Source organism: Actinomadura spongiicola, from assembly GCF_003432485.1.
GTDB classification, from domain to species: Bacteria; Actinomycetota; Actinomycetes; order Streptosporangiales; family Streptosporangiaceae; genus Spirillospora; species Spirillospora spongiicola.
In genome coordinates this window covers 186680-204416 of the sequence record NZ_QVNQ01000006.1, presented here as the reverse complement: position 1 = coordinate 204416, position 17737 = coordinate 186680, and the positions used below count along the sequence as shown (strand labels likewise).

Below are 17737 nucleotides of genomic sequence, written 5' to 3'. Positions count from 1 at the left end.
CCTTCACCGCGACCTGGTCATCACCGCGAAGACGTCCGCGAGAAGGTTGAAGAGGTAGTAGGTGGTCGCGAGTATGAGAATGCAGATCTGCATGACGGGCAGGTCATGGGCGTTCACCGCGCTGACCACGGCCGTTCCGAGCCCCGGATACGAGTAGACCTCCTCGACCACGACAACGCCCGTGATCGTGATCGCGGCGACGAGGCCCGCCGCCGGGAGGCTGGCCGCGACCGCGTTGGGCAAGGCGTGCCCGAACAGGATGCGGCGATCGCTGAGCCCCTTCAGTACCGCCGTCTGGACGTACTCGCTGTCCATGGCGTCGAGGAACGATGCGCGTACCAGGCGTCCCAGGTACATGACTCCGAGAAGCGTGAGCGAGGCGACCGGAAGGACGAGCTTCGCCGGATGCCACCAGGGCATGTCCCCCGGCGGAATGTTCGAGACTCCGGGGAGCACCCCGAGAACCGACGTGGCGAAGAAGGCGATGAGCAGCATTCCGACGACGAAGGCGGGAAGCGCGGTGAAAAGCGAGGACACCGCGACGAAGGTCTTGTCCAGCGCGCTGTCGCGTTTGTGGGCGCTGAAGACCCCGAGAACCACGGCGAGCGGGACGATGAGGACCATCGACACGAAGCCCAGCGTGAACGAGTTGAGAATTCTCGGCCCCACGAGGTCGGCCACCGGCTCGCCGTTCTGAAGGGACGTCCCCATCCGCCCGGTGAGCACACCGGTGAGCCAGTCCCAGTACTGGGTGACGAGCGGCCGGTCGAGCCCGAGCTGCCGTCGAAGCAGCGCCACCTGCTCGGCCGTCGCGTCTTTTCCGAGAATGATCCGGGCCACGTCCCCCGGGAGTGCCTGCGTCAGGAAGAACACCAGCACCGAGACCAGGAACAGGACGAGCACGCCGAAAAGAAGCCGGCGCACCAGCCACGGAAACACGCTGCCGCGACCCGAGGGTGAACCGTGCTTGAGAACGCGTGTCCGCGTCGCCAGTCGAGTCATGACAACCTTCGTCGTTCGAGTGTGCGGAAGGGCGCCCCGGAGATGGGGTGAAGGTCAACGTCCGACGGTCACGTTCGACAGGAAGGAGAGCGGGCGACCGCTCACGTCCGGCACCAGACCACGGACCCTGCCGTTGTAGGGCAGCAGGACGTTGACGAACGCGGGCGTGATCATCGGGCCTTCCGCGTACTCGATTCCGTGCATCCTGTTCATGATCGAGCACTGCTCCTCGTCGCTCGCCGCGAACAGTTCGTCGGCGAGCCTGCTGAACTCGGGGTTCTTCCAGTGGGCGGCGTTCGCGACGCGGTCGGGCAGCAGTGAGGTGATCACGTAGGGCAGGTAGGGAAGCGTGTTGAAGTCGATGTACACCGGCCACTTGCCCCACTTCGAGAGGAACTGCTGGGGCGGGACGACGTTGACGTCGACCTTCACCCCGGCCTTCGCGGCGTTCTCGGAGAAGACCTGGGCCAGTTCCTTCATGCCGGGCAGGAGCCCGTCGGTCGCCACCGAGAACGCCAGATCGCTCTGACCCGCCTCGGCGAGCAGTCTCTTCGCCCGATCGATGTCCTGCTCACGCTGAGGAACGTTCGGGGCCGGGCATTGCGGCGTTCCCGCCTCGTGGTCGTTCGCCGGTCGCGCGTACCCCCCGAAGGCATTGGACACCACCTGCCGCCGGTCGATGAGGAGGCGCAGCGCCTGCCGCACGCGGACGTCACCGAACGGCGCCACAGTCGTGTTGAAGCCGATCCGGAGCGTGAAGTCGCCCTTGCTGTCGAGCAGTTCGATGCCGTTCTTGCCCGCGAGCGACTTCGCGATGGCCGGGGTCGCGCTTGAGGCGATATCGACCTCGTCGGAGAGAAGCGCGTTCGCCTGGGCCTGCTGGCTCTGGTATTCGACGATGTCGACCGCCTTGAGCTTGGGCTTGGCCCCCCAGTAGCCGTCGTGTCGCGCCAGCTTCGACTGCCGCCCGGCGGCGAAGGACGTCACGGCGAACGGCCCGGTGCCGATCGGCTTCGCGGGCGCCGAGCCAGCCTTGGTCATCGGGAGGAAGACGTTCGCCCAGATGTCCTTGAAGGGACCGAAAGGCCTGGTCAGGCCGACGCGGACGGTCAGCTCGTCGACCGCTTCGACCCGGGCCGCGTCGATCATCTCGATGAGCGCGAGCCCCTGGACGGCGTGCTCGGGGTCACGCAGGTACTTGATGCTCGCCACCACGTCGGCGGCGGTGAACGCGCTCCCGTCCGTGAACGTGACCCCGGGACGGAGCTTGATCGTCCACTCGGTGAGGTCCTTGTTCGGGGTCATGGCGGTCGCGAGGCGCCACTCGAACTTCCCGGTGGCGTCGAGGTGGGTGAGGCCCTCGTAGAGCAGGGAGCTGCGAAGTTGCTGGGTGGGCGTCTGGTTGCTCGCGTAGGGGTTCAGGGTCTCGCCCGCGTCGGTGGCCGCGGCGATGCGGAGCGTGCCGCCCCGACCGTCCCGCGCCGGTTCCGAGGGGGCGCAGCCCGCGATCGTGGCCGCGGTCAGCGCGAAGCCGGTCGCCACGGCGAGAGTCCTGAGGGGAAGACGTCCGGCCGGCATGCCGGGCACGGAACGTGGGGGTCTGCGGAACACCGGGCAACTCCCGTTCGAAGCGAAGGAATCTAATCGTTTAGAACTGACTCCGTAGTCCAGGGCTGGACGAGCTTCGCCACAGAGTACGACTCCATCTGACCTGGAGGGAAGAGGGTGTTCTGAATCTCTTGGTCGGACTCCCCCGGTTCGTCTAATCGATTAGAGCTGTTACGCTCGCGGCAGTTCGCCTAGCAGATCCCCAGGAAGATGGAGGGCCGATGCCCAGTCCGTACGAGCATCTCTTCGTCAGGAAGATGCAGAACTGCCTCGGCGACCTCGTCAACGAGGGAGCCGCCGCCGGTGTCGACGAACCGGACAACGTGGGCGAGGCCCTCGCCCTCATGCGGGCGAAGGAGGTGCCGCAGAGCAAGATCCATCTGACCTATACGTGGATCAGGGAGTGTGACGGTCCCGTGCTCTGGGTGAAGGAGCACGAGCACGACTATGACGAGGTCCTGATCTGGCACGGCAACAACCCGGACGACGTGGACGACCTCGGGGCGGAGATCTACCTCGACATCGAGGGCGTGCGTCACACGATCACGACGAGCGGCTCGGTCTACATCCCCGCGGGCATCCGGCACTGCCCGCTCGGGTTCAACCGTGTCGACCGGCCGTTCCGTTTCAGCGCCCTGTCATTGAGCCCGATCTACAAGTCCGACGAGTACGAACCCGCGCCGTAAAGCACACCCCAGGACACCGCCCCGCCGCAGTGGACCCGGCGGGGCGGCCGCGCGAGCGCCGCCACGCCCGGCGGCGGTCACGACCGGGACGTCCTCAGCACCCGCACGTCACGCCGATGCTGATCTCGCCGTCCAGGACGACGGACGGCACCGATCCTTCGCCTTCGTAGTAGGTCTCCTCCAGGACGTCGAAGGCGCGGACCGCGAGTTGTTGGAGCGGGAGGCTGATGGTGGTGAGCGGAAGGCTGCCGAGCCGCGCCTCCCGGACGCCGTCGAAGCCCACGACCGCGAGGTCGTCGGGGACCCGCAGCCCCAGGTTCGCCGCCGCGCGGATCGTCACGAACGCCTGCTCGTCCGTCGTCGCGTAGATCGCCCGGGGTCGGTTCGGGTTCTCCAGCACCGGCCGTACCGCCCGCTCCGCCTCGACCCGGTCGAAGGGGACCCGGACGAGCCCGCCTGCCGTGGGAAGCCCCGCATCCTCCATGGCGCGGCGCCAGCCCCCTTCGCGGCCCACCGCCGGTCCCGCCTCGATCTCTCCGGCCACGCAGTGGATGTCGTCGTAGCCATGCCGGAGCAGGTGTTCGACGGCGAGCCTCGCGCCCTCGAAGTCGTTGAAGAGCACGCTCGGGGAGGTGGTGTCGGGAGCGGCCCACTGCACGTAGACCCGGGGCGTCTCGTCCCCCTGCCGGGGCTCCTCGCCGGTCGTCACGAAGATGCCGCGTGGCCGCAGTTCGGAGAAGGCCTCGCTGTACTCGTCCCCGAGCGACGTGCGATAGCCGATGTTGCCGAGCAGGGTGAGCAGCCCCCGGCGGCGCCCCTCGGCCTCGATATGGCGGGACAGCTCACCGAAGAAGGCGTTCGCCGTGTCGGGTACCAGCAGGCCGACGAGATTGGATCGGCCACCGCTCAACGCACCGGCGAGAGGATTGCGCCGGTAGCCGAGCATCTGAATGGCTTCCTCGACCTTCACCCGTGTCTTGTCCGACACCGGGCGGGGTCCGCCGTTGAGGACATAGCTGACGACGGCCGTCGACGTCCCGGCGAGGCGCCCGACGTCGAGAAGCGTGGGCCTGCGTGCGGGACGCGCCGCGCCATCGGGCTTCCCGCCCCTGCTTCCCGCCACTTTCCGTAGCCACCTCTGGTTTCGGATCTCGACCCAAGCCGCCGCCGACGTGGTCGCCCACTCCCCCCAAGGGTACGCGGGACGGCTGCCTACCACGGAGTCGGTGGTTGAACGTGTGCGAGATGTTATGCCGAATGAGCGATCTGGCGATCCGACATCGGCGGATAATGGTGCGATTGTTCACTACCGGTGATGCTCGGAACAGATTTCCACGGCGAGGGGTTCAGTTCCCGCCGGGGAAGATATACGATGAGGCGCACTCGGCGACACCGGAGGACGTTCGTCGTGGACGAATCACGTGCACCAGATTTACAGTCGACCCCGAGCATCGACACATCGGTGTCACATTCGGCGAGGATATGGGATTACTGGCTGGGCGGTAAGGAGAACTATCCCGTCGATCGCCGGTTGGGCGACCAGATCGCCGAGGTGCTTCCCGACATCGTCGAACAGGCCCGCGCGGATCGCCGGTTCCTGAAGCGGGTCGTCGAGTATTTCATCGGACAGGGAATTCGGCAGTTCCTTGATATCGGAACGGGCCTGCCGACCGTCGACAACACCCATGAGGTGGCGCAGCGTCTCGCTCCCGAATCGCGAATCGTGTACGTCGACAACGACCCTCTGGTCCTCGCGCACGCGCGGGCACTGCTGACCAGCACCCCCGAGGGAAGGACCGCCTACCTCGACGCCGACATGTACGACCCGGAGACGATCCTGCGGGGCGCGCACGACACCCTGGACTTCTCCCGGCCCGTCGCGGTCACCATGCTGGGCGTGGCGTGGCACATCACCGACGACCGGGAGGCCCTCCGGATCATCGGTCGGCTGATGGACGAGACGGCGCCCGGCAGCCACCTGGCCATCGCCCACCCCACGATCGAGGTCACCGGAGAGAGGATGGCCGAGGCGATCCGCCAATGGAACCGGTTCGGGAAGCCACCGGGAATCCACCGTAGTCCGGAACAGATCGAGGCCCTGTTCACAGGGCTGGAATTGGTCGAGCCCGGAGTCGTGTCGTGCACGCGCTGGCGTCCCGAGGCGCTGCCGTTCGGTGAACCGGCCGAGTCCGATCAGTACTGCGGGGTGGCACGCAAACCCTGATCGGGTCGGCCGACATCCGGATGACTTTTTCCGTGGCCCCTTATGGCCTTGACTGTTCCTTGCGCACAACGGCGCGGGCACGCCATCATCGGCAGGTCATGCGAAACCTCACCGGTCGGCGATCGGGGGCCCGGTAGACGCGAGGCCTCTGGCGGGGAGAAGGATGCCTGATGGTATTCATCCCCCGGCCGTAAAACCGTCCGGGCCGGTTTCGCGGGTTGTACTTCTATGGCGCTGGAGGGAGAGGCGCGAACCGGTACGGCCGGGAATGAGAACCACGCGTCCCACACCTCACTCGAAACGTGGGAGAAGTGGCGGCGCGCCGCCGATGCGGCCGTAGTGGCACGTGCGAGGGAGGACGAGTGACCGTGGCGCCGGGGGGCCTGCTCATCGCCCAACTGTCGGATCAGATGAGCGCCGACAAGGCGCCGGGGCCGACGATGCCGCGGCTGCTGTTGGGGGCCCGGCTGCGGCGGCTGCGCAGGCAACGCGGGTTGGACAGGCTCCACGCGGCCGAGGTGGTCGGCTCCGAAGCCCGGCTGGTGAGCATGGAACTGGGCCTGACCGGCTCTCGGCTCGTCGACGTGGTGGCGCTGTGCGACCTCTACGAGGTCGAGGAGCACGGCACCCGCGTCGCCCTGGTGGAGATGGCCCGCCACACGCATCGTCCCGGCTGGTGGCAGCCCTTCCGCATGGTGATCCCCGCGTGGTTCCTGCCGTACCTGGGCGCCGAACAGACGGCGGCGATCGTCCGGACCTACAGCGTCCAGGCGGTTCCGGACCTGCTCCAGACCCCGGAGTACGCACGCGCCCAGATCAGGCTGCTGTCCGGCGGGGCCGACGAGAGGCAGATCGAGTCCCGGGTGCGGTTGCGGATACGACGCCAGCGGATCCTTCACCAGGATCCGCCCACGCGACTCTGGGCGGTCATCGACGAGGCGGCACTGCGCCGGCCCGTGGGCGGGACGGGAACGATGCGCGCCCAACTGAAGCATGTGCGCGCAATGTGCGCGTTACCGCACATCACCGTCCAGATCCTGCCGTTCGCCCATGGGGGACATCCGGCGCTGGCCGGACCGATCACCCTGCTGCGGTGGCGCGAGTCCGAACTGGCCGATCTCGTCTTCCTGGAGCAGCTCGGCAACGCCGTGTATCCGCGCCGGCCCGGTGACGGCGACTTCTACCGTCACGTGATGAACCTTCTGGGGACGCAGGCTTTGCCCCCCGAGCGGACCGAGGTCGTCCTGGGCCAAATGATCGACGCGCTGTGATCAAATGACATCGTAAGGTGTCATATGGCACAGACGTCACGCCTCACCCCATGTCAGGGTGGACGTCAGCGGTCCACGCGGACGCGTCCGACCGCGGAGTCCCGGCGGCACCCATGAGCGGTGTCCGATCGGTCGGTCGTAGCCGGATCTGGCGAGGGAGGCGTGTTGACTCGGTTGGTCACGCCCACGACGTGCGCAGTGCGCCGCACCGTGAAACCCGTAGCGGCGGCCGTACCGCTCACCTGTGACGAGCGCCCCGCGTAACCGGTGCCCTTCACCATGTGACATCCGCCCGGCAGCGGAACCCCACCAGGCGATACGACAGTGCTACCGATCGGGACGACATGACTCATCGGCCATTTTATCCCGCAGGGCATGAGAACATCTTCGAGGATTTCCGGCAGTTCCGCACCGACTGTGGTGAGCCCGACTCCTCCAGTGTCATCCACAACGTCGAGCGGCTGGAAGAGTTATTCCCGCTCAAGCATGGTCGTGAGAGCCTGCCGGACAGCCTGTCACGTTCGGCCGTGAGCCAGTTCTTCACCGGTTCCAAGGGCACCCCGCCGTCGGCCCGGTTGGTCGCCGTGGTCGTTCTCGCCTATCTGCGCTGCGCGGTGGAGAACGGCAGCATCAGATCCGACCCGGAGACCGGCACCCCGCACGACTGGGAATGCGTTCTGGAGGCCTGGCAGGCGCGGCTCCGCGAGGCCAAGCGGCAGAACCGGCCCGAGCCGCCGCTCCCCCGGCACGGTGGACGGCAGGACACCGACACCTCCTCGACCGCCACCGGCACGACCGAACCCCCCGGCAGCGGGGGCACCACCGCACCGGACGTCGCGCCCGGCCCAATGGAAGGCGGGAGTCGGCTGTCGGTGATGCCGTCGGCGTCGTCGCCGGTTCCGCCGGGCACCGCCCGCCGCGCCGATCCGGTGCATCTGACGCCCGACGAGTCGGCCGCGCTCGTCGCCCATGGCGACTACGGCCTCGTCCTCGCCGAGCATGCCAGGATCGGGGACCGCGAGGCCCTCTACCAGCTCGCCGTCGCTCTGGCCCTCGACCCGGATCACTGTGCACGGGCCCAGTCTTGGCTGGTCAGCGCCACCGCCGCTCGGCATCCCGCGGCCGCCGACCTGGTTCCCGAACCCGGCCGGAGCATCGACGTCCACGATGCCCGTGCCCGCGCCAAGGAGCTGGCCCGCCGGGCCGAGGCCTGCGGGCATGAGGCGGCGCTGGAGTTCTTCCTGTCCTGCGTCCAGCAGGCCGCTCTCAGGGCGGTCCCCGTCGCGGCGGAGGGCGACGAGCCGCGCTGACGGGCCCGGTTCGCGCCCCCCGACCCCGGCACGGCGTGCACATACGGACATATCACTACAAGTCGGCGGCGTTGTCGTTCGTTCGCGGGCATACGCGATCGTTCACGAGCGTTCACCGGCGTTCACCGCCGTCCGCGGACGTTAATTCTCGTCCGCCGATCGACCATTGTCGGTGAAGCATGAGCGACGGTCACGAGCAGCACGGAATAGTTCGTCGCGTCGCTGAACTCCCGATGGGCGAGACCATGCTGGAGAAATTCGTTGATGCCACTCAGGACCACCGTTCGCCGTGCGGCCCATTGCGCTTTCCGGTCTCGTTCACGGCCATGCGGTAATCGAGTGTTCGACCGGGAGAACGAGGTGCCCGCCGACGACACCGGTCCCCGGTGCGCGGACGAGTCCGCGCTGGCGATGGCATTGACGACCGTGTGGATGCTCAGGACGGGCCGGCTCATCGACCGCCGGCCGTTACTGCACGAGCTCAGCGCCGAGGAACTCGTCGAGTTCTGGGACGACCCGTTCGCCGAACCACTCACGAAAACAGCAGGTGCCCTTTGAACGAGAACCTCATCGAGGCCAAGCCGCGCCATCGCCTGCTGGTCGCCAACGACATCCCCGGATTCTCCCGGCGCGACGAGGCCGCGAAGATCGCCGTCCGTCAGGCCCTGTACACGATCACGCAGAACGCGTGCGAGGCGGCCGGTGTCCGCTGGCGCGCGATCCGGCACGAGGACCGCGGCGACGGCATCTTCATGATCCTCAACTCGGCGGGTCTGGAAACGCTGCTGACGCCCCTCCTACGGGAGACCCTCGCCGGAATCAGGCGCCACAACCGGAGCGTCATCGATCCGCAACACGAGCTCCAGCTACGCATGGCGCTCAACGACGGCTATGTGCACCAGGACCCTTACGGCGTGACCGGGGAGGCCGTCAACCTGCTCTTCCGCCTTTTGGAGGCGGAGACCTTCAAGCGGCAGTTGAAGGAGAGCACCGCCGACTTCGGGCTGATCATCTCCGATTCGGTCTACCGGACCGCCACGGGATACCGCCTGATCGACTCGAAGGACTTCACCGCGACCTGCGTGGACGTCAAGGAAACCCGCACCCACGCCTGGACCTACATCCCGTCCGGCTCGTGAGGCGATGACCAAGCCTTCGGATGGTCGGCGCCGTCGACGAGGCACGCCCCCGGGCGACCGTCCTCCCCTCGGAGTCAGAGCGTCTTGGCGGTGGACCGGGTGAAGAACTCGACCTCGGCTATGCAGACCTGCCGGTCGTCCGCGACGCCGTAGGCGGAACGGATCGTCAGCCGGACCCGGACGACGTTATCACCGCGAAGTTTCCGCTTCTGCGGGCCGGGGACGTCGTCGAGTTGCAGCGTCGTGGTCCTGCTGCTGCCGTCGGAGGAGAACACGGTCGCGTGCAGGACCTGCGGACGGGCCTGCGTGGCGTACTTGTCCGGCTGCGTCGACATCCCCGAAGTGATGATCACGTTGAGCAGGCGGCGGGGCTGCGCGAACGTCGCCTCCAGGAAGATGCCCTGCCCGCCGCCGCCGTGACCGGTGCCCCAGAAGGTGTTCTTGAGCGCGTCGAACGCGAACTTGGGCCCGTGCTTGGGGTCGGTGTGCGACGCCTTCGCCGCGCTCGTCGGCGCGGGCGCCCGCTTGACGAAATGGTCGACGACCCCGTTGACCGCGTCATCAGTCCTCACCGCCGCCGTCCAGACCAGCGGCACGGCGAGCAGGACCAGCGCGGCCCAGGACAGCAGGCGGGCACGGCCACCGCGGCGCAGCCTCGGCCGCTCCCCCGCCCAGGGCGCCTCCCGGTGGACGTCACCGCCGAAGAGCCGCTGCCACCAGGTGCGGGTGCGGTACCCGTCCTTGTCCGCCGCCGACAGCGCCATCGCGCACTGGCGGCAGAAGTTCCGGCCGGGCGGGTTCGGGGTGTCGCACCACGGGCAGGGGATGCCCCCGGACCAGTCGGCGCGCTCGGCGCGCCGCACCTGCGGCCTGGCGGGTTCCGGACGGCCGGGCAGCACGGGAGCGGGGCCGGCCACGGCGGCGGCCGGGTTCTCGGGAGCGACCGGGATCACCAGCCGCCGGGCCCGCTCGTCCCCGGCGGGCCGCCGTCCCGGCTGCGGGAAGACCCGCACGTCCCCGGGCTCCTGCCCGGGGATCGCCGTGGGCGGCGGCTCCGAGGACACCGCGGGCGGGGGCGGTGCCGTGGGCGGCGCGGGCGCCGGGTTCGGAGGCCCGGGTACCCGGTCGGGGGGCGGCGGCCCGGGTACCGGGTCGGGATGGGTGGAGGACGCGGTGGGCCGGGCGGGGTCCTCGGACTTCGCCCAGCTCAGCACCGCGCCGCAACGGTCACAGAACGAGCCGCCCTGATGGGTGGCCCCGCAGTTCCCGCAGATTCCGGCCGTCGTCACTGCTCGGCCCCTTTCTTCACAACGTGTACGGCGTAGGGGACATGGGCGGGACGGACGGCGCCGACCAGGGCGTCCAGTCTCCGCACGTCCACCGTGGAGGGGTCGGGGACCCTCACGAACACTTCGAGGCGCGGTTCCCGGTCGCCCGGGAACTCGCCGCGCGGCCGTTCCGACCAGGCCGCGCCGCCGCTCTCGGCGATCTCGGGCGTCACCCCGAATCCCATCCGGACGGCGGCGGCCAGCCCGCGGCGGGTGCCGCGCATCCGGTGCAGCGCCGTCGCCGCCGCGACCGCGCCGCGGGCCTGCCGCTCGGACTCCTCACCGTGCAGCTCCGCGCCGACCCATCCGGCGAGCCAGCCGACGAAGTCCATGGGGGCGAGGTCCGGTGAGAAGTACGCCTCCAGGCAGTCCAGCACCGACAGCAGCGGGGCGAACAGGTCGTCGAGACCGGTCACGTACCGCTGGATCAGGTCGTCCTCCGCGAACACCGACGGCAGCGCCGGGCCTAGCGGCAGCGGCGAGAGCAGGCCGTCGACGGCGCCTCTCATGACGCGCCACCCAGGACCCGGACCTTGTGGTCGTAGGAGAACACCAGGGCGGTGGCGTCCAGGTCGATCCGGTCGACGGGTTCGCCGCGCTTGCCGGTCAGCGGGTCGGCGGCGTGCAGCCGCACCTCGTCGACGAGCTCCACCCCAGGCACCCGCTGCAGGACGGCGAAGACCTCGCCCGACTGCAGCGGCCGCCCGAACGGCCAGCCCCGGCCGTCCGCGCCGCCGGTCAGCGGGTCGAGGTGGGCGTACAGGGCGTCCAGCGCGGCGAGGCGGACGCGTTCGGCCTCGGTGCCGCCGAACGCGTGCAGCGTGGAGACCACGGTGACGCCCTGGTAGAACGGCGGGCCAACGGCCAGCCTGATCCCGATCGGGCGCCGTTCGTCCAGGTGCCGGGTGACCCGGCGCAGCAGGTCGTCGCCCGGCACGAGCTGCTCGAACCGCAACCGGCCGCCCGGGTCGGCGACCGCCTGCGGCACCACCAGGACGCGCACGGCGCCCGCGCCGGAACCGTCCACGGGCAGGCAGCGGATGCGGGCGGCGTCCGGCGCGGCGCGGCGGGCCAGCTCCTCGTAGTCGCGGGGGGTCACCGCCCGGTCCTGGGCGCGCAACGCGATCGGGGCGCGGACCTTGGCCTCCTCCAGCGTCTCGGCGTCGACGCCGCCGCGGGCCGCCTCCCGGTTCTCCACCCGCGCGACGTACGGGATCGAGGTGCGCAGCACGCTCAACGCCCCGCGCGCCACGTTCCCGGCGCGGCCGCCGCCCGTCCGGTAGCGGCTCGCGCGCAGCACCGCGCCCTTGGCCGGGACGGCGCCGTGCTGCTGGAGCCTCCCGTCCGGGGTGCGGACGGCAGGGCCGAAGGAGATCTCGCCCGTCGCCGCGTCGAGCCGGAAATGCGGGTCGGTGGGCCTGGACACGGAGAAATGCTCGACGACCTGCCATTCCTCCCAGCCATCGCCGTCGGACGACTCCAGCACCAGCGGCGGGTCTCCGGCCACCACGGGGGCGTGCTCGGTCCGGAACCGCTCCCCCGGCACTCCCGCGGCCTCGCCGAGCATCTCGTCCAGGATCGTCTCGGCGTGGACCGCGCCGGTCGTGCCGCCGATCGTGGCGGCCTCGGCGGATCGGACGGTCGGCGACACCGAGTAGAACGGCTGCCCGGACTGCGGATCGGTCACCCGGCAGCGCAGCCACGCGGCCTCCCGGGTGCCCAGCCGGGACTTCACGTGCCCGTCCGGGACGTGCAGGATCACCTCGCCCGGCCGGTTCAGCCCGCCGGTGCCGTCGGACTCGACCTCGCACCACCGCCAGCCCTCACCGGTCCACGCCTCCCAGCGCAGCGGCGGCTGCCGGGGGTCGACGCCGACGCCGTCGACCCGGCTGTCCAGCGTGAGCAGCACCGCGCAGGACGGGACCGCCGCCGACAGCCCGAACGCCAGCACGTCCCCCGGACGGGGCACGGCGGAGAAGCAGGCGAAGTCCTCCCCGCCCTGGACGTCGGCGGTGTGGTCGACCGCGGGTCTCCCCTCCGGCTGCACGGCGATCGCCGTCAACTCGCACGGCACGATCCGCAGGTCGCGTTCGGTGGTGAACACGATGGCCTCCTCGTGTTCGGTGCGTTCGCTCGCGACCTCCACGCCGGTGGGCAGAAGCACGTCCTGCTCCTGCGGCGCCGACAGCCAGAACGTCACGTCCGAGCGGGCCGCGGCGGGCGGCAGCAGCGTGATGCCGAGCAGGTCGAGGAACGCGACATGGTTCTTCTCCGGCACCCGGTTGAGCCGGTAGACGAGCTGGTCGACCATGTGCGCGACGGCCTCGATCAGCGTCACGCCCGGGTCGGAGACGTTGTGGTCGGTCCACTCGGGGCAGCGCTGCTGGATGTAGCGCTTGGCGTCGTCGACGAACTGCTGGAAACGCCGATCGTCGAGGTTGGGCGCGGGCAGGGTCATCAGGTTCCGCTCTCGGGGGACGGGCCGGGTTCCGACGGGTCGTCGTGCGACGGGATCACGTAGAACGGGAAGACCAGGTTGCGCGGGTTGTTGGTACCGCGGATCTCGTAGGTGACGTCGACGAACAGCACCGCGCCGTCATCGGGCGACGTGCTCACCCGCACGTCGGAGACGTCGATGCGCGGCTCCCAGCGGTCCAGGCTGGCGCGCACCTCGTAGGCGATACGGCCCGCGGTCTCCTCGTTGGCGGGCGCGAACACCAGGTCGTGGATCGCGCAGCCGAACTCCGGCCGGACCGGGCGCTCGCCCGGCGCCGTCGCCAGCACCAGCCGGATCGCCTCCTCGATCTCCCGTTCCCCGGTGACCAGCACGATCCCGCCGGACGCGCTGACCCGCAGCGGAAATCCCCATCCCGCGCCGACGAACTGTTCGCCCATCACGTCCCCTCGCTCAGACCGGCACGATCATGACCAGCTTGTTGTTCATCGTGAGCATCGGCGTGACGTTCATCTTGCCCGTGGCCTCGACCATCCCGGTGAGCCTGATGTTCGCCCCGGTCAGCGCGATGCTCGCGCCGTTGAGCGCGATGTTCGCCGCGTTCAGCCCGATGCTCGCCGACCGCAGGTCGAGCCGGGTGGCGGCCTTGATCGTCACCACCGAGCCGTCGATCGTCACCGCCCGGGTGCCGGAGATGTCGACGGTGCCGTCGCTCCGCACGGTGAGCCGGGTGCCGGTCTCCCGCATCTCGACGGTCATCCGGTCGTCGCCGCTGGAGATCTTGACGCCCTGGCGGGCGGGCGCGTCCAGCAACTCGATCCGGTTGCCGGTGCGGGAGGCGACGCTGCGCCAGTTCACCCTGCCGGACGGCCCGACCACCGGCATCGGCTGGTACCGGGGCAGCCGGTCGTGGCCGTTGTAGAGGCCGCCGATGACGTAGGGGTGGTCGAGGGCGCCGCGGTCGAACGCCACCAGCACCTCGTCGTTCACGTCGGGCATGAGCAGCCCGCCGCCGCGCACCCCGCCGAACTGCACGACCCGCGCCCAGTCGCTGACGTACGTCCCGTCCAGCCAGGGGAACCGCAGCTTGACGCGGCCCTCGTTCCGCGGGTCCTGGATGTCGGTGACGATCGCCGACGCCACTCCCGGGACCTTCGGCGCGGCGGGCCCGGCGCTGCCGGAGGCCAGCCCGAACAGCGAGCGGTGCTGGCGGCCGGACACCGTCAGCCATGTCTCGTACCGCTCCCCGTTCATGAACACGTGCCGGGCGGACGTGACGGTGTACTTGCCCTCGAACGGGCGGCCGATCCCGTTCAACGCGACCGGCAGCCCCGGGCGCAGCTTCGGGTCGCCGCGCACCTCGGCCTCCAGCTCGGCGAACGCGGCGCTCACATCGGCGGCGAGCGAGTTCGCGGCCTCTTGGACCTGCGCGTACGTGTCGTAGGGCACGCCGGTCTCGACGAGTTCCGCCTTCCCGAACGGCCCGGTCGCGGCCTTGCCGGTCAGGCCGATGGCCAGTTCGGGGTTCGTGGTGGCGGTCGCGGTCCCGACCACGCCCTTCTTCAGGCGGACGTCCCAGCCCCGCACCCGCACCCGGTCGACCTGGTCCGACGCGGTCACCCCGGTCCGGCAGCGCAGCAGGTTGACGCCGAACTCCAGCACGTACGGGCTGGACCCGGCCTTGGTGCCCTTGCCCGGCGCGCCCGACGCCGGTTTCGGCTCGACGAACTGGAACATCCCCTGGTCGGAGAAGTAGACGTCGACGCCGTTCTCGCGGGCCAGCCTCGTGAGGAAGTCCCAATCGGTGACGTTCGGCTGGGTGATCCTGTCGTACACCGTCCTGGTCGGGTCGATGCGGCCGACCTTCAGCTTGTTCCGGCTCGCCAGCTTGCGGGCGATGTCGGACGCCGTCATGTTCTCGTACCCCTCGACCCGCCGGTTGCGCAGCAGCCGGTGCCCCGGATCGTGGCCCCGCACCACGCTGTACTTCCCGGTGCCGTCGAAGTCGGCCTCCAGCGCGGTGACCTCCCCGGTGAACAGCGGCCTGCCGCCGTCCTTGCCGACGGCCATGGCGCGCAGCACCACCTTCGACCCGAGCTTCACCTTGAGCTCCCCCAGCACCCGCTGGTGCGGGTCCCGGAAGCTCAGCTGAAAGGAGGCGGGCATGTTCACGCTGGAATCCACCCACCCCTCCACCAGACTTCCCTTCTGTTCAGGCGTCAGCGGGCGCCCGTCGATGGTCACCACGAGCTGGTTGGTGTACGAGCTCGCCGGCTCCTGTCCCCCCACCGTCAGGCCCTCATTTCCTCGGCGGCGGGCAGCAGCAGTTCCCGCCCCGGTACCAGCCGCATCGGGTCGTCGATCTCATTGGCCTCGGCGATCACCCGCCACGCGGTCGCGTCGCCGTACTCCCGCCAGGCCAGGGATGCCAGCGTGTCGCCCGCCACCAGCGTGTGCACGCTGCGCGCGGTCAGCGCCCCCGACGTCGGGTTCTGACCGGGCGTGTCCCGCGGGATCTCCTCCAGCGACAACCGGCACACCGCGCGGACCGGTTCCCCGGTCGAGCTGAACAGCGTGTACGACGCGCTCACCTGCCGCACGTACGCGACGAACCGCACGGTGGTGAACCCGCCCCACTCGAAGATCACCCACGGGGGCGACGCGCGGTCCGGCAGGCTGGACGGCGCGGGCCGCAGGCACGCCAGCACCGCCTCGACGTCCTTGCGCACCTTCGGGCGCCCGGGACGGTCGGAGGAGTCGAGGAACATTTCCAGTTCAAGTGTCTGCTGGTTGGTGCCGAGGAACTCCACCTTCGCCGCCGCCCGGGTCGCGACCGCGGGCGTGTACTGCCAGTTGGCCGACTTGGTCAGCTCCAGTTGCGCCGGGTTGAACTGGAACTTGACCCGCCTCATCAGCCCGCCCGGACGCGTCCCGGCGCCCGCCGGCGGGTTGTGGATGCTGAGCGTCGCCCGGACGTGGCTCGTCCTGCCCGCCATCAGCTCGTGAACCCGTGGTGCGCGATCTCCAGTACTTCCGTCGCCACCGCCGGGCTGTTCGGGTCGAGGGTCGGGCCCGTCCAGCTCACCGGCACCACGTCCAGCAGCCCCCAGCGGGCGACCAGCGATCCGTCCGCGCGCAGCGCCTCGATCTGCGCCGTCGGCCGCTTGATCCCGGTGGCGACCGACGAGATCCAGGCCATCACCCTGGTGGTCTCCTCGGTGAGCGGCCTGGTCAGCCGGACGTTGGAGTGCCGCACGCGGGAGGGCAGCTGCCACACGTGCCCGTTGTTGCCGCCCTCTTCCCGCTGTTCGATGTCCACCTGGGCGGCGAGCCCGTCGCACCCGTTGAAACTGCCCAGGCTCTGCCCGTCGATGGTGAGCCGGAAAAAGACCGTCGAGCCCGGGTCCTTCTTCGTCGTCATCGCACTCCGTTCAGTAGCTCCGCTGGTCGCGCAACCGCCCGACCCGCTCCCGGTCCATCCGCAACTCGGCCCGCAGCAGCCGTGACATCGGCCCCACCAAGCGCCTGGCGAGTTCATCCAGATCCATGTCCCCCGGCCGCTCGGCCCCGCCCTTCGCCGGAGGCGGCGCCGGCGCCTGTTCACGCTGAACCGGTACGGGCGGCGGCGTCGCCACGGGCGAGAGCGCCGGTTCCCGCTTCGCCGGCGGCACCGCCTCGCGTTGCACGGGACGGTCGGATGCGAGCCCGGGGGTCTCCGGAGCGAGGGAGCTCCCGGAGGAGCCCCCCGGGCTCGCGACGGGCACGCCCGGAGCGGATCCGACTCCGGGGACCCGGCTCACCGGATCATGCGACGCGGTGGTGAGCAGAGGCACCGCGGCGCGCTGAACCGGTGGCCGCCTGATGGCGGTCGGTCGAGCGGTCCGAACGGCCCCCACGCGCGGGACGCGCGGAGCGGCCGCACGCGCCGGCCGCCGGACCGGACGGCCCCCTCCGGCCGGTCCCGTCGGGACGGCCGCCGCTCCCGGGACGCGATCGGCCCGACGCGCAGCGGCACGCGGCCGAACCACCTTCGCACCGGCCTCGACGGGCCCGGAAGGCGGCGCGCCGGGCATCACCGACCGCTGGACCGGACGCACGGGGGCCGCCCGCCCCGGCTGTGCGGGGGCCGCCCGCCGGGCCTCACGAGCACCCTTCCGGGACGCGGCGGGCGGAAGACCTGAATCGGACGGTTCGGTACGCGGCTCCCCGCCGGGAGTCGTCCCCGGCGGGGTGGCCTGGCGGCGTCCCGTTTTCTCGCTCCCGGCCGGGCGCCCGGCGGCCGACCGCCGGCCCGGTTCGCCAGGCCCCGCCCGCCGCCCCGGCCAGGCGGCGGGCGGGGCCCCTGGAACGCGAGGAAGGCCGTGTCCGATGTCCTCCCCCGCTGATCCAGGTGCCGACCGTCCCGGCAGTGCGGGACGGCGATCAGAAGGTTCCCGCGTTCCTTCCGGCTCGGCCCGCCGCGCCGCAGACGCGGTCGGCGAGCCGGGGTGACTCCCCGGAGTCGACGGAGCAGGGCGCCGCACAGGCGACGCCTGCACAGACCACGCCGCCTCACCCGTCGACGGCCCTGTCCCGTCGGAGGGCGCGTCCTTGGGCGTGGACCGGGTGGGCTCTGGGGTCGGCGCGGCTCGCAGTGAAGGCGGCGGGGATTCGGGAGCGCGTGCGGAGTCCGTGATCGGCGGCTGGGCGCCATCGGACGGGCTCGCGGGCTTGC

Annotated in this window: 16 protein-coding genes; 6 read left to right on the top strand and 10 right to left on the bottom strand. The window is 70.4% G+C overall.

From position 1 onward, the window contains the following. Positions 1 to 3: 3 nt before the first annotated feature. Together D0T12_RS20715 and D0T12_RS20710 are read right to left on the bottom strand one after the other, a co-directional pair. On the bottom strand, positions 4 to 924 hold the full coding sequence (locus tag D0T12_RS20715) for an ABC transporter permease (protein WP_233526191.1): 921 nt from the start codon (positions 922 to 924) through the stop codon (positions 4 to 6). Positions 925 to 1056: 132 nt separating this feature from the next. Continuing rightward, the gene (locus D0T12_RS20710; RefSeq protein WP_117401304.1) at positions 1057 to 2580 is read right to left on the bottom strand and encodes an ABC transporter substrate-binding protein; all 1524 of its coding nucleotides are present in this window, start codon (positions 2578 to 2580) and stop codon (positions 1057 to 1059) included. 251 nt (positions 2581 to 2831) lie between these two features. On the opposite strand from D0T12_RS20710, the gene D0T12_RS20705 reads away from it, so the two are divergent. Beyond that, on the top strand, positions 2832 to 3296 hold the full coding sequence (locus tag D0T12_RS20705; protein WP_117401303.1) for a cupin domain-containing protein: 465 nt from the start codon (positions 2832 to 2834) through the stop codon (positions 3294 to 3296). Positions 3297 to 3390: 94 nt separating this feature from the next. Here D0T12_RS20705 and D0T12_RS20700 read toward each other — a convergent pair whose 3' ends face one another. Continuing rightward, positions 3391 to 4419, bottom strand: coding sequence for a LacI family DNA-binding transcriptional regulator (locus D0T12_RS20700; RefSeq protein WP_117401302.1), 1029 nt, complete (start codon positions 4417 to 4419; stop codon positions 3391 to 3393). Between the two features lie 285 nt (positions 4420 to 4704). On the opposite strand from D0T12_RS20700, the gene D0T12_RS20695 reads away from it, so the two are divergent. The 5 genes from D0T12_RS20695 (at position 4705) to D0T12_RS20675 (ending at position 9240) form a co-directional block, all read left to right on the top strand. Continuing rightward, positions 4705 to 5520: an SAM-dependent methyltransferase gene (locus tag D0T12_RS20695; protein ID WP_233526190.1), complete on the top strand. Its 816-nt coding sequence runs from the start codon at positions 4705 to 4707 to the stop codon at positions 5518 to 5520. A 362-nt stretch (positions 5521 to 5882) separates the two neighbouring features. Continuing rightward, positions 5883 to 6791, top strand: a complete 909-nt coding sequence (locus tag D0T12_RS20690; protein WP_199487589.1) for a DUF5753 domain-containing protein — start codon at positions 5883 to 5885, stop codon at positions 6789 to 6791. A gap of 344 nt (positions 6792 to 7135) precedes the next feature. Beyond that, positions 7136 to 8101 carry a hypothetical protein gene (locus tag D0T12_RS20685; protein ID WP_117401300.1) on the top strand — a complete coding sequence of 322 codons (966 nt, stop codon included), beginning with the start codon at positions 7136 to 7138 and terminating at the stop codon, positions 8099 to 8101. Between the two features lie 339 nt (positions 8102 to 8440). Further along, complete coding sequence (locus D0T12_RS20680; protein WP_117401299.1) at positions 8441 to 8659, top strand: hypothetical protein; 219 nt, start codon at positions 8441 to 8443, stop codon at positions 8657 to 8659. Then, positions 8656 to 9240, top strand: a complete 585-nt coding sequence (locus tag D0T12_RS20675) for a hypothetical protein (protein WP_117401298.1) — start codon at positions 8656 to 8658, stop codon at positions 9238 to 9240. The genes D0T12_RS20680 and D0T12_RS20675 overlap by 4 nt, the downstream gene beginning before the upstream one ends. A 74-nt stretch (positions 9241 to 9314) precedes the next feature. Here the strand turns inward: D0T12_RS20675 and D0T12_RS20670 are convergent, their stop codons facing one another. Genes D0T12_RS20670 through D0T12_RS20635 form a run of 7 tightly spaced genes read right to left on the bottom strand, consistent with a single transcriptional unit; the run spans position 9315 to position 16444 of the window. Then, positions 9315 to 10529, bottom strand: a complete 1215-nt coding sequence (locus tag D0T12_RS20670; protein ID WP_147339565.1) for an NADase-type glycan-binding domain-containing protein — start codon at positions 10527 to 10529, stop codon at positions 9315 to 9317. Further along, complete coding sequence (locus tag D0T12_RS20660; protein ID WP_117401295.1) at positions 10526 to 11077, bottom strand: phage tail protein; 552 nt, start codon at positions 11075 to 11077, stop codon at positions 10526 to 10528. The genes D0T12_RS20670 and D0T12_RS20660 overlap by 4 nt, the downstream gene beginning before the upstream one ends. Then, the gene (locus D0T12_RS20655; protein WP_117401294.1) at positions 11074 to 13026 is read right to left on the bottom strand and encodes a putative baseplate assembly protein; all 1953 of its coding nucleotides are present in this window, start codon (positions 13024 to 13026) and stop codon (positions 11074 to 11076) included. Before D0T12_RS20655 ends, D0T12_RS20660 begins: the two co-directional genes overlap by 4 nt. Next, positions 13026 to 13463: a GPW/gp25 family protein gene (locus tag D0T12_RS20650; protein WP_117401293.1), complete on the bottom strand. Its 438-nt coding sequence runs from the start codon at positions 13461 to 13463 to the stop codon at positions 13026 to 13028. Before D0T12_RS20650 ends, D0T12_RS20655 begins: the two co-directional genes overlap by 1 nt. Positions 13464 to 13476: 13 nt before the next feature. Beyond that, entirely contained in the window at positions 13477 to 15312 is a 1836-nt protein-coding gene (locus tag D0T12_RS20645) for a VgrG-related protein (protein WP_117401292.1), read from the bottom strand. Positions 15313 to 15314: 2 nt separating this feature from the next. Continuing rightward, a complete protein-coding gene (locus tag D0T12_RS20640; protein WP_117401291.1) occupies positions 15315 to 16019 on the bottom strand; it encodes a CIS tube protein in 705 nt (234 codons plus the stop codon). Next, entirely contained in the window at positions 16019 to 16444 is a 426-nt protein-coding gene (locus D0T12_RS20635; protein ID WP_117401290.1) for a phage tail protein, read from the bottom strand. The genes D0T12_RS20640 and D0T12_RS20635 overlap by 1 nt, the downstream gene beginning before the upstream one ends. Between the last annotated feature and the right edge of the window lie 1293 nt (positions 16445 to 17737).